At 68.7% G+C, this 19352-nt stretch carries 18 protein-coding genes; 13 read left to right on the forward strand and 5 right to left on the reverse strand.

The window, feature by feature from the left end; all coding sequences use genetic code 11:
- Window positions 1-59 precede the first annotated feature (59 nt).
- The 3 genes from EV580_RS18050 to cobG are packed head-to-tail and all read right to left on the reverse strand — an operon-like array spanning window position 60 to window position 3272.
- Window positions 60-1520 (reverse strand): precorrin-2 C(20)-methyltransferase, encoded by a 1461-nt coding sequence (locus EV580_RS18050; RefSeq protein WP_133692576.1) that lies wholly within the window; start codon window positions 1518-1520, stop codon window positions 60-62.
- A complete protein-coding gene (locus EV580_RS18055) occupies window positions 1517-2143 on the reverse strand; it encodes a precorrin-8X methylmutase (RefSeq protein ID WP_133692577.1) in 627 nt (208 codons plus the stop codon). The genes EV580_RS18050 and EV580_RS18055 overlap by 4 nt, the downstream gene beginning before the upstream one ends.
- 16 nt (window positions 2144-2159) lie before the next feature.
- On the reverse strand, window positions 2160-3272 hold the full coding sequence (gene cobG, locus EV580_RS18060; protein WP_133692578.1) for a precorrin-3B synthase: 1113 nt from the start codon (window positions 3270-3272) through the stop codon (window positions 2160-2162).
- A gap of 30 nt (window positions 3273-3302) precedes the next feature.
- Between cobG and EV580_RS18065 the strand changes: the two genes are divergently transcribed.
- From EV580_RS18065 to EV580_RS18090, 6 genes are read left to right on the forward strand one after another with little or no spacing between them, the layout of a single operon-like run.
- The gene (locus tag EV580_RS18065) at window positions 3303-4760 is read left to right on the forward strand and encodes a flavin-containing monooxygenase (protein ID WP_133692579.1); all 1458 of its coding nucleotides are present in this window, start codon (window positions 3303-3305) and stop codon (window positions 4758-4760) included.
- Between the two features lie 32 nt (window positions 4761-4792).
- Window positions 4793-5713, forward strand: a complete 921-nt coding sequence (locus EV580_RS18070; protein ID WP_353619854.1) for a DUF4129 domain-containing protein — start codon at window positions 4793-4795, stop codon at window positions 5711-5713.
- Window positions 5710-6186 (forward strand): hypothetical protein, encoded by a 477-nt coding sequence (locus tag EV580_RS18075; RefSeq protein ID WP_133692581.1) that lies wholly within the window; start codon window positions 5710-5712, stop codon window positions 6184-6186. Before EV580_RS18070 ends, EV580_RS18075 begins: the two co-directional genes overlap by 4 nt.
- The gene (locus EV580_RS18080) at window positions 6183-7151 is read left to right on the forward strand and encodes an AAA family ATPase (RefSeq protein WP_133692582.1); all 969 of its coding nucleotides are present in this window, start codon (window positions 6183-6185) and stop codon (window positions 7149-7151) included. The genes EV580_RS18075 and EV580_RS18080 overlap by 4 nt, the downstream gene beginning before the upstream one ends.
- The gene (locus tag EV580_RS18085) at window positions 7151-8407 is read left to right on the forward strand and encodes a DUF58 domain-containing protein (RefSeq protein ID WP_133692583.1); all 1257 of its coding nucleotides are present in this window, start codon (window positions 7151-7153) and stop codon (window positions 8405-8407) included. Before EV580_RS18080 ends, EV580_RS18085 begins: the two co-directional genes overlap by 1 nt.
- Window positions 8404-8823: a hypothetical protein gene (locus EV580_RS18090; protein ID WP_133692584.1), complete on the forward strand. Its 420-nt coding sequence runs from the start codon at window positions 8404-8406 to the stop codon at window positions 8821-8823. The genes EV580_RS18085 and EV580_RS18090 overlap by 4 nt, the downstream gene beginning before the upstream one ends.
- Here the strand turns inward: EV580_RS18090 and EV580_RS18095 are convergent.
- Window positions 8820-9752 carry a TauD/TfdA dioxygenase family protein gene (locus EV580_RS18095; RefSeq protein ID WP_133692585.1) on the reverse strand — a complete coding sequence of 311 codons (933 nt, stop codon included), beginning with the start codon at window positions 9750-9752 and terminating at the stop codon, window positions 8820-8822. The genes EV580_RS18090 and EV580_RS18095 overlap by 4 nt on opposite strands.
- A 96-nt stretch (window positions 9753-9848) precedes the next feature.
- Here EV580_RS18095 and cobN point away from each other — a divergent pair, with 96 nt between their 5' ends.
- From cobN to EV580_RS34650, 7 genes are all read left to right on the forward strand, one after another.
- Window positions 9849-13418: a cobaltochelatase subunit CobN gene (gene cobN, locus EV580_RS18100; protein WP_133692586.1), complete on the forward strand. Its 3570-nt coding sequence runs from the start codon at window positions 9849-9851 to the stop codon at window positions 13416-13418.
- Window positions 13419-13427: 9 nt separating this feature from the next.
- The gene (locus EV580_RS18105) at window positions 13428-13808 is read left to right on the forward strand and encodes a PPOX class F420-dependent oxidoreductase (protein WP_133692587.1); all 381 of its coding nucleotides are present in this window, start codon (window positions 13428-13430) and stop codon (window positions 13806-13808) included.
- A gap of 41 nt (window positions 13809-13849) precedes the next feature.
- Window positions 13850-14248, forward strand: a complete 399-nt coding sequence (locus EV580_RS18110; protein ID WP_133692588.1) for a PPOX class F420-dependent oxidoreductase — start codon at window positions 13850-13852, stop codon at window positions 14246-14248.
- 62 nt (window positions 14249-14310) lie between these two features.
- Window positions 14311-14790 (forward strand): FxsA family protein, encoded by a 480-nt coding sequence (locus tag EV580_RS18115; RefSeq protein ID WP_208114634.1) that lies wholly within the window; start codon window positions 14311-14313, stop codon window positions 14788-14790.
- Between the two features lie 39 nt (window positions 14791-14829).
- Entirely contained in the window at window positions 14830-16422 is a 1593-nt protein-coding gene (locus tag EV580_RS18120) for an amidohydrolase (RefSeq protein ID WP_133692589.1), read from the forward strand.
- A complete protein-coding gene (lnt, locus tag EV580_RS18125) occupies window positions 16415-18151 on the forward strand; it encodes an apolipoprotein N-acyltransferase (RefSeq protein ID WP_133692590.1) in 1737 nt (578 codons plus the stop codon). The genes EV580_RS18120 and lnt overlap by 8 nt, the downstream gene beginning before the upstream one ends.
- Entirely contained in the window at window positions 18148-18921 is a 774-nt protein-coding gene (locus EV580_RS34650) for a polyprenol monophosphomannose synthase (RefSeq protein ID WP_133692591.1), read from the forward strand. Before lnt ends, EV580_RS34650 begins: the two co-directional genes overlap by 4 nt.
- A gap of 1 nt (window position 18922) precedes the next feature.
- Here the strand turns inward: EV580_RS34650 and EV580_RS18135 are convergent, their stop codons facing one another.
- On the reverse strand, window positions 18923-19261 hold the full coding sequence (locus EV580_RS18135) for an RNA polymerase-binding protein RbpA (RefSeq protein WP_133692592.1): 339 nt from the start codon (window positions 19259-19261) through the stop codon (window positions 18923-18925).
- Window positions 19262-19352: the final 91 nt, after the last annotated feature.

A 19352-nucleotide genomic window follows, 5' to 3' on the forward strand; every position in this document is an offset into this window, starting at 1 on the left:
TCGAATGACGGACAAGAATCGTCAAAATGTGACCCCTGTGGCCAGAGGGCCGAAAGAAATTATTGAGGTCCCGGATAGCGCCGCGGCGTGAACACCGTGTCGCCGTACCACTGGGTCTGGGACGAGCCGACGATCAGCAGGCAGCGCATGTCGACATCGGCCGGATCGAGGTCGCCTAGCCGGACGATCTTCACCGTCTCGCGCGGACCGGCGATATCGCGGCCGATCACCACCGGCGTGCCCGGTTCGCGGTGCTCCAGCAGCAGATCCCGCATCGTGGCGACCTGCCACGTGCGGCTCTTGGACGCCGGGTTGTAGATCGCCAGGACCATGTCGGCCTGCGCCGCGGCGGACAGCCGCGACGCGATGACGTCCCACGGCTTGAGCCGGTCGGACAGTGAGATCACCGCATAGTCATGGCCCAGCGGGGCGCCGACCCGGCTGGCGACGGCCTGGGCGGCCGTCATTGCCGGGATCACCCGCACCGCGACGTTCGGCCACTGCTTGGCCTCCTCGAGCACGGCGGTGGCCATCGCGAACACCCCGGGATCTCCCGAGGAGATCACCGCGACGGCGCGGCCCTGCTCGGCCAGCTCGCAGGCCAGCCGTGCCCGCTCCGGCTCGTCGGTGTTGTCGCTGGGGTGTCGGCGCTGCCCGGGCTGTGCCGGCACCCGATCCAGGTAGGGGCCGTAGCCGATCAGGTCGGTGGCCGCGGCCAGCTCCTGGCGGCTCTGCGGCGTCATCCAGTCCACGTCACCGGGGCCCAGGCCGACGACGGCGACACCGCCCGTGGCCGGCTTGACGCGACTCCCGCCCGGCAGGATGGCCAGTGAGAAGTACGGCACCGACTCGGCCTCGACCTCGCCGGCGGGCAGCACCCGCTGCGAGTCGGTGCTGGCCCGCTCGACGTAGAACGCCTCATCGAGGCGGCCTGCCATCGAAAGCGCTTCCCGCACTTGTGGATACGTCCGGCCCAGCTTCATCACCACTGCGGCGTCGGCGTCGGCGAGGCGACGGGCGAGCTCACGCACCGGCATCGTGCCGGGCAGGATCGAGAGCACCTCGTCGCCGGTGACCAGGGGAGTGGCGATCGCCGCCGACGCGGCGCTCACCGACGTCACACCCGGGATGATCACCGCGCTGAAGCGTTCGGTGAGCCGGGTGTGCATATGCATGTAGGAGCTGTAGAACAGCGGATCACCCTCGGCCAGCAGCGCGACATCGCGGCCCGCGTCCAGATGAGCGGCGATGCGCTCGGCCGACTCCCGGTAGAAATCCTCCATCGCGCCGGCATAGCCGCCGGGATGCTCGGTGGTCTCGGTGGTGACCGGATAGACCAGATGCTCCTCGATCTGGCCGTCCCGCAGATAGGGCCCGGCGATCCGCCTCGCGATGCTGCGACCGTGCCGCGCGCTGTGATAGGCCACCACGTCGGCCGCGCCGATGATCCTGGCGGCCTTGACCGTGACCAGCTCCGGATCACCCGGACCCAGCCCGACGCCATAGAGAGTGCCCGTCATTCCTGTTCGCTCGCAATCGCATTCACCGCGGCGGCCGCCATCGCGCTGCCACCCCGACGACCCTGCACCAGCAGGTACTCCATCCCGCGCGGCCGGTCGATCAGCTCCTGCTTGGACTGCGCGGAGCCGACGAACCCGACCGGCCCGCCCAGCACCGACACCGGGCCCGGGACGCCGTCGTCGACCAGTTCCAGCAGCCGGAACAGGGCGGTCGGCGCGTTGCCGATGGCCACCACGGCCCCGGCCAACCGGTCGGCCCACAGTTCCACCCCGGCCGCCGAGCGGGTGTTTCCGGTGCGCTGGGCCAGCTCGGGTGCCCGCGGATCGGCCACCAACGAGACCACCTCATTGCCGGCAGGCAGGCGGGCCGCGGTGATACCGGCCGCGACCATCGACGAGTCGCAGAGGATCGGGGCCCCGGCCAGCAGGGCGGCATGCGTGGCAGCGACCACGCCGGGCGTGAACGCCACGTGCTCGGCGACGTCGACCTGTCCGCAGGTATGGATCAGCCGGACGACCACACGTGCGACATCCTCGGGAAACGGCGTCAGGTCGGCTTCGGCACGAATCGTCGCGAACGACTGCCGGTAGATCTCGGCGGCATCGCGAATGTAGTCGAGCACGGCAACACCCTACGACCTACCGCGCGACCGGCCGGAACCCCTCCGGCGTCGCCACGAATACCTGGCCGGTCGGGGGGCTGCCGCAGGCGCGCTCGCAGCCCACATAGTGGACATGCCCGTCGACGTCCTCCTCGGCGGCCACCCGGGTCGCCTCGGCCCGCACGTCAGCCTGTGACTTCTCGCAGCCCGGGCTGCCCACGCAGGCGCTGATGTCCAGCCACGGCGAGTTCTCGTCGAACACCAGTCCCATCGGGGCGAGCACCCGCAGCGACGTATCGGCCACCCCTTCGGCCAGGTCGCAGACCAGCAGGGAGCGCCACGGCGTGATGACCACGGGCGCATCGATGGCGGCGACGAACTCGGCCTGCCGGGCGGTCAGGACACCCAGTGGGATCGCCGCACCAAGCGCCACGTGGGCGTCGTCCTGAGTGATCCAGCCGACCGGCGGACGCAGCACCGGCGGGTAGGTCGCCCCGGCCGGTGCGGTGGGCTCGAAATCAGCGGTCAGCGGCGAAGGGTCGGCCAATTCCGTTATCCGCCACGACTTTCCGCGGATCTCGACGAACCGTCGGGCGACGGCGATCAACGCGGTGACGACGTCGCCCGGAGCCACCCTGATTCCGGTGTCACACCCGGCCAGCAGCAACGCGACGCAGTCGGCCAGCACATGGGCGCCGACGTCGGCGCCGAGGCCGGAGATGTCGCCACGGCCGTCGTCGATGCCGAACAGGAACCGGCCGGGCAGCCGTTCCAGGTCCGGGTCGGCCTGGATGGCGGCATCCAAATCGGTGACCCACGGCCGCACGTCGGCCAGCCCGCCGGCCCGGCCGGACAGCGGCGAGGCGACGATATTGCGCACCCGTTCGTGGGTGGGCGAAGGCAGCAGCCCGGCGGCGGCCGCGGCGTCGGCGACTGCTGTCGCATCACTCACCCCGCGCAGCTGAAGATTGCCTCGCACGGTCAGCTCCAGCGTGCCATTGCCGAACTCGGTGGCCGTGTGCGCCAAAGCTTCCAGCTGTGCCCCGGTGATCATTCCGCCGGGCAATCGCAACCTGGCCAGCGCGCCGTCGGCGGCCTGGTGCACCTGCAGGGCACCGGGGCAGGCGTCGTCGTCACGCAAACGCTTCACCCGTCCACCGTACGGGCGTATGTTCGGGCCATGGCGACGGCTGCCACACCTCGGGTGGGAATCATCGGCGCCGGAATGTCCGGCCTGTGTATGGCCGTGAAGCTGCAGGACGCCGGCATCGACTCCTTCGTGATCTACGAGCAGGCCGACGAGGTCGGCGGCACCTGGCGGGACAACACGTATCCGGGTCTGCATTGCGACATCCCGTCTCCGTTCTACAGCTACTCGTTCTTCCCGAACTCGGAGTGGTCGCGGATGATGCCGCCGGGCGGGGAGATCCAGCAGTACCTGCGCCGGGTCGCCGACGAACGGGGCATCCGGCGACACATCCGGTTCGGTACCGAGATCACCGCCGCCCGATACGAAGACGGACGCTGGCGCCTGTCCGCCGATTCCGGCGACGACGAATGCGATGTGCTGATCACCGCGACGGGTTTCCTGCGGGTGCCGCGGATGGCCGACATTCCTGGCCGGGACAGCTTCGCGGGACCGATGTTCCACTCCGCGCGTTGGGATCATTCGATCCCCTTGGCGGACAAGAGAATCGGCCTGATCGGCACCGGATCCACCGGGGTTCAGATCGTGGCCGAGCTCGGTGGAAAAGTCAATCAGCTCAAGGTGTTCCAGCGCACTGCGCAGTGGGTGCTGCCGTTTCCCAACCTGCGATTTACCCGGCTTCGCCGCGAAATGATCCGCAGATTTCCCGTGGTGGCGCGGCCGGGATACGTATTCTGGTCGCGGGTCATCTCGACGGTGTACGGCCGCGCGCCGATTCGGCCCGGTCCCGCTCGCCGCTACTTCCAGACCATGTGTCAGCTGAATCTGCGCTTCTCGGTGCGGGACCGAACGCTGAAGCGCAAGCTCACGCCGGACTACCAGGCGATGTGCAAACGCCTGATCATCTCCGGCCACTACTACCGGTCGATCCAGCGGCCGGGGGTCGACGTGGTCACCGACGAGATCGACCACATCGAACCGCGGGGCGTTGTGACAACGGACGGCCTCCTGCACGAGCTCGACGTGCTGGTTTTCGCGACAGGGTTCGATGCGCGCGCCTATGTGCGGCCGATGACGATCGTCGGCGAGAACGGTCACACGCTCGACGAGGTGTGGGCCGACGGGCCGCACGCGTACCGGTCGATCGCCGTGCCGGGCTTTCCGAATCTCTTCATGTTGATGGGCCCGCATTCGCCGATCGCCAACCAGTCCCTGGTTCCGGTCGCCGAGGATCAGGCCGACTACGCGATGTGGTGGATCGAGCAGATCCGCAGCGGCCGGATCACCAGCGCCGCACCCACCGAGGCCGCGACCAAGCATTACAACGAGGACATCAAAGCCGCTCTGCCGGAGACGATCTGGGCCAGCGGGTGCAACAGCTGGTACATCGGTGCGGACGGGCTGCCCGAGGTCTTCCCGTGGCACCCCGGGCGGCATCGCGAGCTGCTGCGGGGCCCCGTGGTCGCCGACTTCGACGTCCGCGGCCCGTAACCGTGTCCGGGACCAGGCAAGCGAGAGTGCGGGTGGCCGCGCTGGTCGCCCTGGTGCTGGTCCTCGGGGTGGCGCTGCGCGGTCAGCTGCCCGGCGTTCAGCCGACCGATCGCGCGCAGCCGACCGACAACACCGCGGGGCTGCTGAGCATGCTGGCGTTGGTGATCGCCTGCCTGCTGGTGATCATCGTGTCGATCGTGGCGTCGCTGCGTGATCCCCAGCGAGCCAAACAGGCTGCCCGCTATGAGGTCCCGGGCGGGGGAGGCGGCGGTACCCGGCGGAGCTGGCGCGTCGTTCTGGTTGTCCTGGGCGCGATTCTCGCCTGGCTGCTGGTTGCCTTCCTGCTCGCTGCGCTGCGCCCGCCGCAGCTTAGGGACAACTCGCCGGCACCCCCGACGAACGCCACGGCGCCGAGCATCGCACCGCCCGTACCCGATGCCGCCCGGCGCCCCCCAGTACCCGAGCCGGACGCTCCAGACCCCCTTGTCTGGTCTCTCGTGGTCGCCATGGCCGCGCTCCTGGTGGTCATTCTCATCGGGATGGTCGTGCTCCGGTTGCGACGACGTGAGCCGATGGCCCCGCTCGTGACCGCTGATACCGCAACGGAATCCCTCGCGCCCGGCCCGGGATCGCTGGCTCTGGCCGCCGAGCGGGGACTGGCCGAGGTCGGCGACCTCAGCCGGGAACCGCGCGAGGCCATCATCGCGTGTTACGCGGCGATGGAGCACGCGCTGGCCAACGCCCCGGGCGCGGCGCCACAGGAGTCGGACACCCCATCAGAAGTGCTGGCCCGCGCCGTCGAGCACGAGGCGATCCATGCCGGCAGCGCAACCGAACTCGTCGCCCTCTTCGCAGAAGCCCGGTTCAGCACGCACGTGATGAACGAGGGGCATCGTGAAACCGCCGAACGCGCACTGCGTCTGGTTCTCGACGAGCTGCGGAGCCCGGTGTGATCCGCCTGGTGGCCGGTGGGCTCTTCCTGGTCGCGGGGGTGGAGATCCTGGTGTTGGTCTTGGGGGCGCGACAGTGGGTTCTCCCGGTGGCCGGGCTGACGCTGGTGGTGTTTCTTCTCGCTGTGCGCCTGAGTTTCGCTGCGGCACAACATCGTACGTCTGCCGAGGTGGGTGCGGACGATGCGGGCGAATCGTTGCGGCGCTGGCGGTCCCGCACCGAGTCGACCATTCAATGGGCGGATGCGACCACGGGCGATTGGGATCGGCATTTGCGGCCCCGGCTGGCTCGTGAGTTCGTGCTCGCCACCCGGCAGCGAGATCCGGTGGCGCTGCAGGCAACCGGACGCATCGTGTTCGGCGACGACCTCTGGGGCTGGGTGGACCCCAACAACGTCACCCGTGGCGATGACCGTGAACCCGGTCCCGGGTACGCGACTCTCGAGGAGATCCTGCGACGGATGGAAGACCTATGACGATGCCGGCGCCGGCGATGACGGCCTACTGCGAGGCGGTGCTCGACGAGATCGAGCGCGTGGTGGTCGGGAAACGCGCCGCGCTGACGCTGATCCTGACCACTGTGCTGGCCGGCGGGCACGTGCTGATCGAGGACCTGCCCGGTATGGGCAAGACACTGATCGCCCGATCGTTCGCCGCGGCACTCGGCCTGCGCTTCACCCGCGTGCAGTTCACCCCGGATCTGCTGCCCGCCGATCTGCTCGGGTCGACGATCTACGACATGCAGTCGGGCCGTTTCGAATTCCGGCATGGCCCGATCTTCACCAATCTGCTGATGGCTGACGAGATCAACCGCACCCCGCCCAAGACGCAGGCCGCGCTGCTGGAGGCCATGGCCGAGAGCCAGGTCAGCATCGACGGCGAAACTCACCGGCTGCCTTCACCGTTCATCGTCCTGGCCACGGACAACCCAATCGAGTACGAGGGCACCTATCCGCTGCCGGAGGCCCAGCTCGACCGTTTCGCCGTCAAGGTCGCACTGAAGTACCTCTCCGAGGCCGAGGAGGCGTCGATGTTGCGCCGCCGCATCGAGCGGGGTTCGACGGAGGCGACCATCAACCAGGTGGTCGACGCCAAAGATCTTCTGGCCATGCGGGAATCGGTGGAAGAAGTGTCGGTGCACGACGACGTCCTGCACTACGTGGTGTCTGTGGCGACGGCCACCCGCAGTCACCCACAGGTGGCTGTCGGCGCCAGCCCGCGTGCCGAACTCGACCTGGTCCAGCTTGCCAGGGCGCGTGCGCTGGTGTCCGGCCGGGACTATGTGATTCCCGAGGACGTCAAGGCGCTGGCCGTTCCGGCGATCGCCCACCGGATCAGCCTGCGACCGGAAATGTGGGTGCGCAGCGTGAACGGCTCCGACGTGGTCGAACAGCTGCTGCGCCGGTTGCCGGTACCGCGCGCACGCGGGCAGGGGCAGTGATGGACGCGGAATTACCAGAAGCCCGCCATACCGAGGCCGTATTGCGTTGGAACGCATCGCCCTTGACCCGCACGATCGCCACCTGCGCGGGTGTCGCGCTGGCCGTTGCCGTGATCGGGGCACGGTGGCAGTTGATCGCATTCGTGGCGCCGATGCTCGGGGTGCTTGCCTCGATCGGCTGGCAGCGCAAACCGCCTACCGCGGCGGTGGTGGGAAACCCGGCCGTGACACGGTGTTTCGAGAACGAGCCGATGCAGCTGAGCGCCGAGTTGGCCGGGGAGTCGACCGATGCGGCGAGCCTGACCGTGTGCCCGGTGCCCGGTATGCAGATTGAGCTGATCGAGAGCGACCACACTCGCGCGACGGTATCCGCCCAAGCGTCGCGGTGGGGCCGCTACCCGTTGCGCACCCGGGTCGAGGTCGTCGCGGCCGGCGGACTTCTCACCGGCACCGCGATCGTCGAGGCCGCCGACCTGTTCGTCTTCCCGGTGGCTCCGCCGCAACCGACCGGCATTCCCCGAACCGAGCTGCCCGACCGGCTGGGCACCCACCTGACCCGGCATATCGGTCCAGGTGTCGAATTCGCCGACATTCGTCCCTATCTTCCGGGTGATCAACTGCGCGCGGTGAATTGGGCCGTCAGTGCCCGTCGCGGCAGCCTGCACGTCACCGAGCGGCTGACCGACCGCGCCGCCGATGTCGTGGTGATCGTCGACATGAGCGCACAACCGGCAGGCCCGGCGACGGCGGCCACCGAACGGATCCTGCGCGGCGCGACCCAGGTGGTGCAGACCGCGCTGCGTAACGGCGACCGGGCCGGCATCGTGGGGCTGGGCGGTCGCCGTCCGCGCTGGCTCGGCGCCGACATCGGGCGTAGGCAGTTCTACCGGATTCTCGATGCCGCGCTCGGAGTCGGCAGCGAATATCAGGACACCGCCGGTACATTGGCGCCTCGGGCCGCCGTCCCGCCGGGCGCGGTCGTCGTCGGCTTCTCCACGATGCTCGACACCGAGTTCGCGCTTGCGCTGATCGACCTCTGCAAACGGGGGCACACCGTGGTGGCGGTCGACGTGCTGGAAGGCTGGCCCTTCGCCGACGGCCACGATCCGATCCTCGAACGGATGTGGGCGCTGCAACGTTCGGCGATGTACCGCGACATGAAGGTGATCGGTGTGGACGTGGTGTCCTGGCCGGCCGATGTCACCCTTGATCAGGCGATGAGCCTGGTGCCCGACCGCGGCCGGCGGCCGGCGTGACGTCGCGGCGGCTGCTGGCGGCGGCGTTCGGAACGGCGATGGCCGGATCCGCGGCCGTGGGCGCCGACACGCGCGGGCTCGCCGCGGTGGCGGTGGCCCTGATCGCCGTGTTGGCCGGGCTCTATCTGCGGGTCGCGGCGACCGTGGCGGTGCTGGCGGTGATCTGCGCGGTTGCCCTTACCGATCAGCAGCCGGCCCTCGCGGCGCTGACGGGCGTGTGCGCCGCGGCATACCTGGTACTGACGCACTTCGCGATGACCCGGCCGACGGCCGTGGGAATCGCCGGATTCGCGGTGGTCGGGGTCCTGGCCACCGCGCTACCCGCCGGATTGTCGTGGCTGCCACTGCTTGCCCCGGTGGCCGTGGTGGCGGCGATCGGACTGGCGTTGAGCCCGTTCAGCCACGCCGGGGACTAGCCGACCGGAACCGGCTGTGCGGCAATCACATCGGGCGCCACCACGTCGGAGTAGTGCGAGGCATCGCCAGCGATGACCCGGCTGGGCCTGCCGTCGACGTCAACCGGAAGGTCACCGGCCAGCGTCACCCGGCTCAGGAAGCGGGGCTGGTCGTCGTAGTCGGCCACGCCGTAGTGCTGGGTGGCCCGGTTGTCCCATATCGCGAGATCGCCGGTCTGCCAGTTCCACCGGACGGTGTTCTCCAGCCGGGTGATCCGGTTCTGCAGCACCCGGAACAGGTCTGCCGACTCGCTGCTGCTCAGCCCGACGAACTTCTTGACGAAGTGTCCCAGCAGCAACACGCGCCGACCCGTCTCGGGGTGAACCCGCACCACCGGGTGTTCGGTCTCGTAATAGGCGCGCTCGAATTCCGCTCGGTAGTCCCGGGTTTCGTCCGAGATCGCCTCGCGGTGGCCGTCCACGTAGTCGTAGATGTTGGTGTGGGTGGCCCACAGATTCTCAGCCAGCGCCCGAAGTGCCTGCGGCAGCTGATCGTAGGCGGCTTCGGTCGAGGCGAACACCGTGCTGCCGCCGTAGGCGGGCAGCGTCACCGCGCGCAGAAGCGACGCCTTGGGCAGGCGGTCGACGAACGTGACATCGGAATGCCAGGAGTTGGCCTTGTCGTAGCGCGAGTCGATGGGCAGCACGGTGTCACCGCGCGAGGTGACCGTGGGGTGCGCGATCGTCGGCACCCCGAGCAGCTCGGCGAACGCCACCTGGCCGTCGTCGTCGAGGTGGTGTTGGTCGCGGAAGAAGATGACCTTGTGTTCGAGCAGTGCCGCGCGAATGTCGGCGACGGTGTCGGGATACAGATCGCCACCGAGGCGAACGCCGGATACCACCGCGCCGATATTCGCGCCGAGCTTGGAAACGTCGGGAGAAAGGGACATGACCTCGATGGTGTCGGTGCACCGGGGCCCTGTACACCGTTGCGCTGGCCACGATCCGAATAGGGCACGACGCTGGCCATACGGTACGAATGGTGGGTGCCTGGAACCGTCTTGCTGCTGTCGACGTCGGATACCGACCTGATCACCGCCCGCGCCAGCGGCGCGGACTACCGGTGGGCCAATCCGGCACGGCTCGTCGACGGTGAGCTGGCCGAGCTTCTGGACGGCGCGGACGTGGTGGTGGTGCGCATCCTGGGCGGCTATCGGGCCTGGCAGGACGGTATCGATCAGGTGGTGGCCAGTGGCCGCCCGACGGTCGTCGTCAGTGGCGAACAGGCCCCCGACGCCGACCTCATGGAGCGTTCGACGGTGCCCGCGGGCATCGCCGTCCAGACCCACATCTACCTGGCGCAGGGCGGCGTGGAAAATATGCGGAACCTCCAGTCCTTCCTGTCCGACACGCTGCTGATGACCGGCTTCGGCTTCAACCCGCCGTCGGCCACTCCGGCCTGGGGAGTCCTGGAACGATCGGGCGACGTGGACGGGCCGACGATCGCGGTGCTGTATTACCGCGCTCAACAGCTGGCCGGCAACACCGCCTATATCGAGGGACTGTCCGCGGCGATCGAGGAGGCGGGCGGGCGCGCGCTGCCGGTGTACTGCACGTCGCTGCGCACTCCTGAACCCGAACTCCTGGAGCTGCTCGGGACCGCCGACGCCATGGTGGTGACCGTGCTGGCCGCGGGCGGCGCCCGTCCTGCGACGGCCGGAGCCGGCCACGACGACGACAACTGGAACGTCAAACACCTTGCTGCTCTTGATGTCCCGATCCTGCAAGGATTGTGTCTGACGAGTTCGCGAGCCACCTGGTCCGACAACGACGACGGCCTGAGCCCGCTGGATGTCGCCACCCAGGTCGCGGTGCCGGAATTCGACGGGCGCATCATCACGGTCCCGTTCTCGTTCAAGGAGATCGACTCCGACGGCCTGATCTCCTATGTGCCCGACGCCGAGCGGTGCGCCCGGGTGGCCGGCCTGGCCGTCAAGCACGCCACCCTGCGTCGCGTGGCCCCCGCCGACAAACGGCTGGCCCTGGTGTTTTCGGCCTACCCGACCAAGCACTCACGGATCGGCAACGCGGTCGGGCTGGACACCCCGGCCAGCGCGGTCGCGCTGCTGCACTCGCTGCGCGATGCCGGCTACCAGATCGGCGAGATCCCCGGTGTTGACGCCGCCGATGGTGACGCCCTGATGCACGCGCTCATCGAACGCGGCGGCCAGGACCCGGACTGGGTCACCGACGGTCAGCTGGCGGGCAATCCGATTCGCATTCCGGCCGCCCAGTATCGCGAATGGTTCGCGACGCTGCCCGCCGAGCTGACCGACGCGATGGTCACCCACTGGGGACCGCCGCCCGGGGAGCTGTTCGTCGACCGCAGCCGTGACCCCGAGGGCGAGATCGTCGTGGCCGCAATCCAATCCGGCAACATCGTGATCCTGGTTCAGCCGCCGCGCGGATTCGGGGAGAACCCCGTCGCGATCTATCACGACCCCGACCTGCCGCCGAGTCACCACTACCTGGCCACCTACCTGTGGTTGCGACACGGATTCGGTGCCCATGCTGCCGTGCATCTGGGCAAGCACGGCAACCTGGAGTGGTTGCCAGGCAAGACCGTTGGCATGTCGGCTGCCTGCGGCACCGATGCGGCACTCGGCGACCTGCCGCTGATCTATCCGTTCCTGGTCAACGATCCGGGCGAGGGCACCCAGGCCAAGCGCCGGGCGCACGCCACCCTGGTCGACCACCTCATCCCGCCGATGGCGCGGGCGGAAAGCTACGGCGACATCGCCCGGCTGGAGCAGCTGCTCGACGAGCACTCCAACATCGCCGCACTGGACCCGGGCAAGCTGCCCGCCATCCGCCAGCAGATCTGGACCCTGATGCGGGCGGCCAAGATGGACCACGACCTCGGGCTGGCCGAACGGCCCGAGGAGGACTCCTTCGACGACATGCTGCTGCACGTCGACGGCTGGCTCTGCGAGATCAAGGACGTCCAGATCCGCGACGGCCTGCACATCCTGGGCGCGGCGCCGTCCGGCGAGGCCGAACTGGACCTGGTGCTGGCTATCCTGCGGGCCCGGCAGCTGTTCGGTGGTGAACAGCACCTGCCGGGCCTTCGCCAGGCTCTCGGGTTGGCCGAGGACGGCACCGCCGACCGGGTGACCGTCGATGAAGCCGAACAGCAGGCCCGCGCTCTGCTGGCCGGTCTGCAGGCCCACGGCTGGGACGCCGGCCGGGTTGGCGAGCTCACCGACGACGAGGGCGTCGCGGCCATCCTGCGATTCGCGGCGACCGAGGTGGTTCCGCGACTGGCCGGCACCGCAGGCGAGATCGATCAGGTGCTGCGTGCGCTGGACGGCCGGTTCGTCGAGGCCGGCCCCTCGGGTTCACCGTTGCGCGGCCTGGTCAATGTGCTGCCCACCGGGCGCAATTTCTACTCCGTGGACCCCAAGGCTGTGCCCTCGCGGCTGGCCTGGGAAACCGGTGTGGCCATGGCGGATTCGCTGCTGGAGCGCTACCGCAAAGACCACGGCGACTGGCCCCGCTCGGTCGGGCTGTCGGTGTGGGGCACCTCGGCGATGCGGACCTCGGGCGACGATATCGCCGAAGTCCTTGCGCTGCTTGGCGTCCGGCCGGTGTGGGACGACGCCTCGCGTCGCGTCGTCGACCTCGAGGCCATCTCCTTGGCCGAGCTGGACCGCCCCCGCATCGACGTGACCGTGCGGATCTCCGGCTTCTTCCGCGACGCCTTCCCACACGTCGTCACGATGCTCGACGACGCGGTACGGCTGGTCGCCGGCCTCGACGAGCCGGTCGAGCAGAACTTCGTCCGCGCTCACGCCCAGGTCGATCTGGCCGAGCATGGCGATGAAAGACGCGCCACCACACGTATTTTCGGCTCCAAGCCGGGAACCTACGGCGCCGGCCTGCTGCAGCTGATCGACAGCCGCAACTGGCGCGACGACGCCGACCTCGCCGAGGTGTACACCGCGTGGGGCGGCTTCGCCTACGGCCGCGAGCTCGACGGCAGACCCGCCGCCGACGACATGTCGACGCAGTACCGCCGAATCGTGGTGGCCGCCAAGAACACCGACTCGCGCGAGCACGACATCGCCGACTCCGACGACTACTTCCAGTACCACGGCGGCATGGTGGCGACCGTGCGGGCACTCACCGGCAAGGCGCCGGAGGCCTACATCGGTGACAACACCCGTCCCGACGCGGTGCGCACCCGCACGCTCTCCGAGGAGACCACTCGGGTGTTCCGGGCCCGGGTGGTGAATCCGCGGTGGATGGCCGCGATGCGTAAGCACGGTTACAAGGGCGCCTTCGAGATGGCCGCGACGGTGGATTATCTCTTCGGTTATGACGCGACCGCCGGTGTGATGGCCGACTGGATGTACGAGCAGCTCACCGAGAAGTACGTGCTGGACCCCGAGAACCGCAAGTTCATGAACGAGTCGAATCCCTGGGCGCTGCACGGGATGTCGGAGCGCCTGCTCGAGGCCGTCGGGCGGGGCATGTGGGAGAACCCGGATCCGGCCACGCTGGACGGGCTGCGCCAGGTGCTGCTCGAAACCGAAGGGGACCTGGAAGCGCGCTAGATTGGCGACATGCCGCTTACGTTTGCCGAGGTCGTTCAGGCGAAATACATCACGCTGACCACGTTCACCAAGGACGGCCGGCCCAAGCCGACCGCGGTCTGGGTCGTCCCAGAAGGGGACACCGCATTGGTGATCAGCGAAAAGAACGCGTGGAAGGTCAAGCGCATCCGCAACACCCCGCGGGTGACGGTGGCCATCTGCGATATGCGGGGCAACGTCAAGAGCGAGGCCGTCGAGGGAGTCGCGAGCGTGCTCGACGAATCCCAGACTGAGCGCGTCTATCAGGCGATCGGCAAGCGCTACGGGATCGTCGGCCACGTCTTCAACTTCTTCAGCAAGCTGCGCGGCGGTACCAACCGCACGATCGGCCTGGAATTGCGCGCCGCCTGAGGTCGATGCTTCAAGACGCGGCCTAGCGGGAACAGGCACGCATGGCCAACTCGGTGGCGAACCCCACCTTCCACGATGTCGCCCAGGCGAAGTACCTGTTGCTCACCACCTTCACCAAGGACGGCACTCCGAAGCCGACCGCCATCTGGGGCGTGCCCGACGGTGACCGGCTACTGGTCATCACCGACCGGGTGTCCTGGAAGGTCAAGCGGATCCGCAACACACCCCGGGTCACCATCGCCGAGAGCCATTCACTCGGAAAGCCAAAGGGCCCCGCGGTCGAGGCGACCGCCCGGGTGCTGCCGGATTCGGAGACCCGCGACGTCTACAACAAAGTGCTGCGGCGGTATTGGCAGCACTCGGTGTGGTTCTACCTGCACAGCCTGGTCCGCGGCGGTATCGACAAGGTGCACGTGGCCCTCGAGATCACTCCGCAATAGAACTCTCAGGCTGCTATCAGCGGTCGCCGGAACCCGCCACGACGCCGACTCGTTGGCAATGCATGGTGCTGCGGACGTTTTTCTTGTACGCCCTGGTCGAGATCGCGGTTCTGGCCGCCTTGACGTGGTCCCTCGGGCTCGGGTGGACGTTGCTCATCCTGCTGGCCACCTCGGTGGTCGGTGTCGCGCTGGCCGGCTCGCAGGTCAAACGACAGATCCTCAAGCTGCAGCAGGCCCGCACGAATCCGCAGGGCGCGGTGGCAGACGGCATGCTCGTCGCGTTCGGCACCGTGCTGGTGTTCATCCCCGGCCTGGTCAGCACTGCCGTCGGCGCGCTGATGCTGCTGCCGCCGACTCGCAGCATGGTTCGCCCGCTGGCAGGCACGCTGCTCACCCGCGGCATCGCCCGCCGGGTCACCGTCGTCAACCTGACCGCGCCGGGCTATCCCGGCCGCGGCGACTACATCGATGGCGAGGTTGTCGACCAGGACGGGTACGTTTCGGGCCCGGTCCACGACGCCAACATCGTCCGGCGCTACTGACGTCCGGCACCCCGCGGCTGCGGGGCAGACTGGTCCACCGTGACCACACTGCTGCTCAATGGGCGCATCCACAGCCCGTCGCATCCGGATGCCACCGCGATGGCGGTTCGCGACGGCGTCGTCGCCTGGCTGGGCAGCGATGACGTGGGCCGTTCGCAGTTCGGCAATGCGCAGGTCGTCGACCTGCAGGGCGCGTTCGTGTCGCCCGCGTTCGTCGACAGCCACATTCACCTGACCTCCACCGGCCTGCTGATCACCGGGCTGGACCTCACGGCGGCGACGTCCAAGCAACACTGCCTGAGCCTGGTCGCCGAGCATGTCGCGGCCCACCCCGGCCAGCCGGTCTGGGCGCACGGCTGGGATGACGCCGGCTGGGCGCGCGACGAAGTCCCGAGCACCGCGGAGCTCGACTCTGTCGCCGGTGCCGTCCCCGCCTACTTGGCCCGCATCGACGTCCATTCCGCGGTCGCCTCGACGGCACTGCGTGAGCTGGTGCCCGGGCTGGCGGCGGTCGCCGGATACGACCCGGACCGCCCGCTGTCGGCCGACGCCCACCACCTGGTGCGCAGCGAGGCCCGTCGGCTGCTCACCGCGGGCCAGCGCGCCGACGCGCGGCTGGCCGCCCTGGATGCCCTGGCCGCCGCCGGCATCGTCGCCGCCCACGAGTGCGCCGGACCCGATATCGGGGGATCAGACGACTGGCAGGAGCTGCGTGCCACCGCGCACGGCGTCGACGTCATCGGCTACTGGGGCGAGGCGGTGTCCACCGCCGCACAGGCCAAGGCGCTCATCGAGGCGACCGGTGCCCGGGGCCTTGCCGGTGACCTGTTCGTCGACGGCGCGCTCGGCTCGCACACCGCGTGGCTCTGCGAGCCGTATGCGGACGCCCCGGACAGCACCGGGAATTGCTACCTGGACCCCGATGGCGTCGCCGAGCACCTGATCGCCTGCACCGAAGCTGGGGTGACGGCGGGGTTCCACGTGATCGGCGACGCGGCAGTGAGTGCGGTGGTCGACGCGGTGGTCGGTCTCGTCGAGCGGTTCGGGGCACCGGCGGTTGCGCGCTGTGGGCACCGGCTCGAGCACCTCGAGATGGTGAACGCCGAGCAGGCCGGGATTCTCGGCCAAAGCGGGATCACGGCCAGTATGCAGCCCAATTTCGATGCGTTGTGGGGCGGCGACAACGGCATGTACGCCCGCCGGCTGGGTACGGCCAGAGCCGCCCTGCTCAACCCGTTCTCGCTGTTAGCATCGGCAGGCGTGCCCATGGCGTTCGGCTCAGATGCCCCCGTGACCAGCATCAATCCGTGGGCGACCGTACGCGCGGCCAGCCACCATCAGACCCCGGGAAGCGCGATTTCCGCGCGGGCCGCCTTCGCCGCCGCAACACGGGGTGCCTGGCGGGCCGGCGGTGAGCGCGACGGGATCAGCGGCACCTTGGTGCCGGGCGCGCCCGCGTCGTACGCGGTGTGGGAGACCGGAGAGGTCGATGTCAGTGCGCCGGCCGACAGTGTGCAGCGGTGGTCCACGGACTCGCGCTCGCGGGTGCCCGCACTCCCGCGGCTGGATCCCGGCGAACCGCTGCCGCACTGCCGCCAGACGGTGCACCGAGGTGTCGTGCTCCATGGGTAGCCGGCTGCTCACCTGGTTGCGCACCGCGCTGCCGCCGCGGATGATGCGGCTGCTGGTCGCGGTGACCGCGGGGCTGCTGCTCTGCATCAGCTTTCCGCCGATCGGCTGGTGGTGGTCGGCGGTGCTGAGCTTCGCGATGTTCAGCTGGGTTCTGTTGCACCCCAAGACAACTGCGGCCGGTGGGCTCGGGTACGGGTTTCTGTTCGGGCTGGCCTTCTACATCCCGCTGATTCCGTGGATCAGCGGACTTGTCGGCCCGGTGCCGTGGCTCGCGCTGTCCGCCATGGAGGCGTTGTTCCCGGCGCTGTTCGGCTGGCTGGCCGTCGTGGTGCGCAGACTGCCGGGCTGGCCGCTGTGGCTGGCGCTGATGTGGTCATTGCAGGAGTGGCTCAAGTCGACCGTCCCGTTCGGTGGATTCCCATGGGGCGTAGTGGGTTTCGGGCAGACAGGAGGTCCGTTCCTGTCGCTGGTTCAGCTCGGCGGCGTGCCGCTGCTGTCATTCGGCATCGTCCTGCTCGGCACCTCACTGGCCGCCCTCGTTCTCGAGGTCGTGCACTGGTGGCTGCGCAGCGCGGAAAGCAAAGAGAAGGACCATGTTTCACTGCCCGGCGTGCTGCTGCCCGGGCTGTGCATCACCGCGGTGTTGCTCACCACTGCGGTGGCCGCGCCGCAGGTACGCCGTGCCGCCGGGGGCGCAGGCAACGAACCGACGGTCACCGTCGCCGCGATCCAGGGCAACGTCCCGCGGCTGGGGCTGGACTTCAATGCTCAGCGTCGCGCCGTCCTGGACAACCACGTCCGTCAGACCGTGCAACTGGCCGAGGATGTGCACGCGGGTAGGGCACCGCAGCCACAGTTCGTGATCTGGCCGGAGAACTCCTCCGACATTGACCCGTACACCAATACCGACGCGGCCCAGCAGATCAGCGTGGCCGCCCAGGCGATCGGTGCGCCGATTTTGGTCGGCACCGTCGTCGCCCGGCCGGACTGGACGCCGGAGAACCCGGCGGCGTCCAACACCGTCGTCGTCTGGGATCCGGTCGGCGGGCCGGGGGAGCGCCACGACAAACAGATCATCCAGCCGTTCGGCGAATACCTGCCGTGGCGGGGCTTCTTCCGGCATCTGTCCTCGTTCGCCGACCGCGCCGGCTACTTCGTGCCCGGCAACGGCTCAGGCGTCGTGCACGCCGCCGGGGTGCCGGTCGGGGTGGCGACCTGCTGGGAGGTCATCTTCGACCGGGCGCTGCGCGAGTCGGTTCTGGGTGGCGCCCAGGTGCTGGCGGTGCCCACCAACAACGCCACCTTCGACCGGAACATGAGCGAACAGCTGCTGGCGTTCGCCCGGGCCCGCGCCGTCGAGCACGACCGCTACGTGGTGGTGGCAGGCACCGTCGGAATCAGCGCGGTGATCGCGCCCGATGGCCATGAACTCAGCCGGACGGAGTTCTTCACGCCGGGCTATCTCGACATGACCGTCCGCCTCAAGACGAGCCAGACACCGGCCACCCGCTGGGGGCCGCTGGTGCAATGGGTGCTGGTCGGAGCCGCCATTGCCATTGTCCTGGCCGTCATACTGCACAATGGTTGGTTCATGCGTCCGTTTCGCCGCAGAAAGCGGCAACGGGACGCAGACAGCATGTCCGGGGGCGGAGACGATGGCGATAACCCGCCGGAGCAGGGCGAATCATCCTCAGCTCTGGCCGGACAGCACGATGAAGGAGAGTCATGACCGACCGGGGCAAGACGGGCGCTGAGCTGCCCAGCCAGCGCACCCTGGTGATCATCCCCACATTCAACGAGCTGGAGAACCTGCCGCTGATCGTGGGCCGCGTGCACAAGGCCTGCCCGGACGTCCACGTGCTGATCGTCGACGACGGCAGCCCTGACGGCACCGGTGAGCTCGCCGACGAACTCTCGCTGGCCGATCCCGACCGGATTCATGTCATGCACCGCACCGCCAAGGACGGCCTCGGTGCGGCCTACCTCGAAGGGTTCGCCTGGGGGCTGAACCGGCAGTACAACGTGCTCGTCGAGATGGACGCCGACGGCAGCCACGCTCCCGAGCAGCTGTATCGCCTTCTCGACGCCATCGACAACGGCGCGGACCTGGCCATCGGCTCGCGCTACGTCCCCGGCGGAACGGTCCGCAACTGGCCGCACCGGCGGCTCGTGCTGTCCAAGACCGCCAACACCTATTCGCGGGTCCTGCTCGGCGTCGACATCCACGACATCACGGCCGGTTACCGCGCCTATCGCCGCGAAGTGCTGGAGAAGATCGACCTGTCGGCGGTCGACTCCAAGGGCTACTGCTTCCAGATCGACCTGACCTGGCGCACGATCAACAGCGGTTTCACCGTCACCGAGGTGCCGATCACTTTCCGCGAGCGCGAACTCGGAGTGTCGAAGATGAGCGGCTCGAACATTCGCGAAGCGATGGTCAAGGTCGCCCAGTGGGGCATCAACGGGCGCATGGACCGCGCCCGCGGCGTCGTCCGCTAGATCAGCTGCCGCGGCGCTTGGACTTGATCAGGTCCATCCGCTCTTTGAGCAGTTCCTCGAGCTCTTCGACCGAGCGGCGCTCCAGCAGCATGTCCCAGTGGGTACGCGGCGGCTTGACCTTCTTGGGCTCGGGCAGATCACCGTCGATGAGGGTGCCGTCCAGGCCGTTCTTGCAGGGCCAGGTGCCGGGAATCTCGGCGTCGTCGGCGAACGGAACCTCGAATTCCTCGCCGTTCTCGGTGCGGTAGCGCGCGATCTGACGCGGCGCCAGGTCGTGGTTGCGGTCGGTCTCGTAGCTCACGGCTCCGAGCCGGCTGCCTCTCAGGACACGATCAGCCATCGTCAATCTCCTCAGTGTCTATCCAGGGCCGGGGCCCTCTACGAAGTCCGGGTGTTCAACGCGAGACCACGCACTGCGGTTCCCGACTCGA

This window comes from Mycobacterium sp. BK086 (genome assembly GCA_004362315.1).
Taxonomy (GTDB): Bacteria; Actinomycetota; Actinomycetes; order Mycobacteriales; family Mycobacteriaceae; genus Mycobacterium.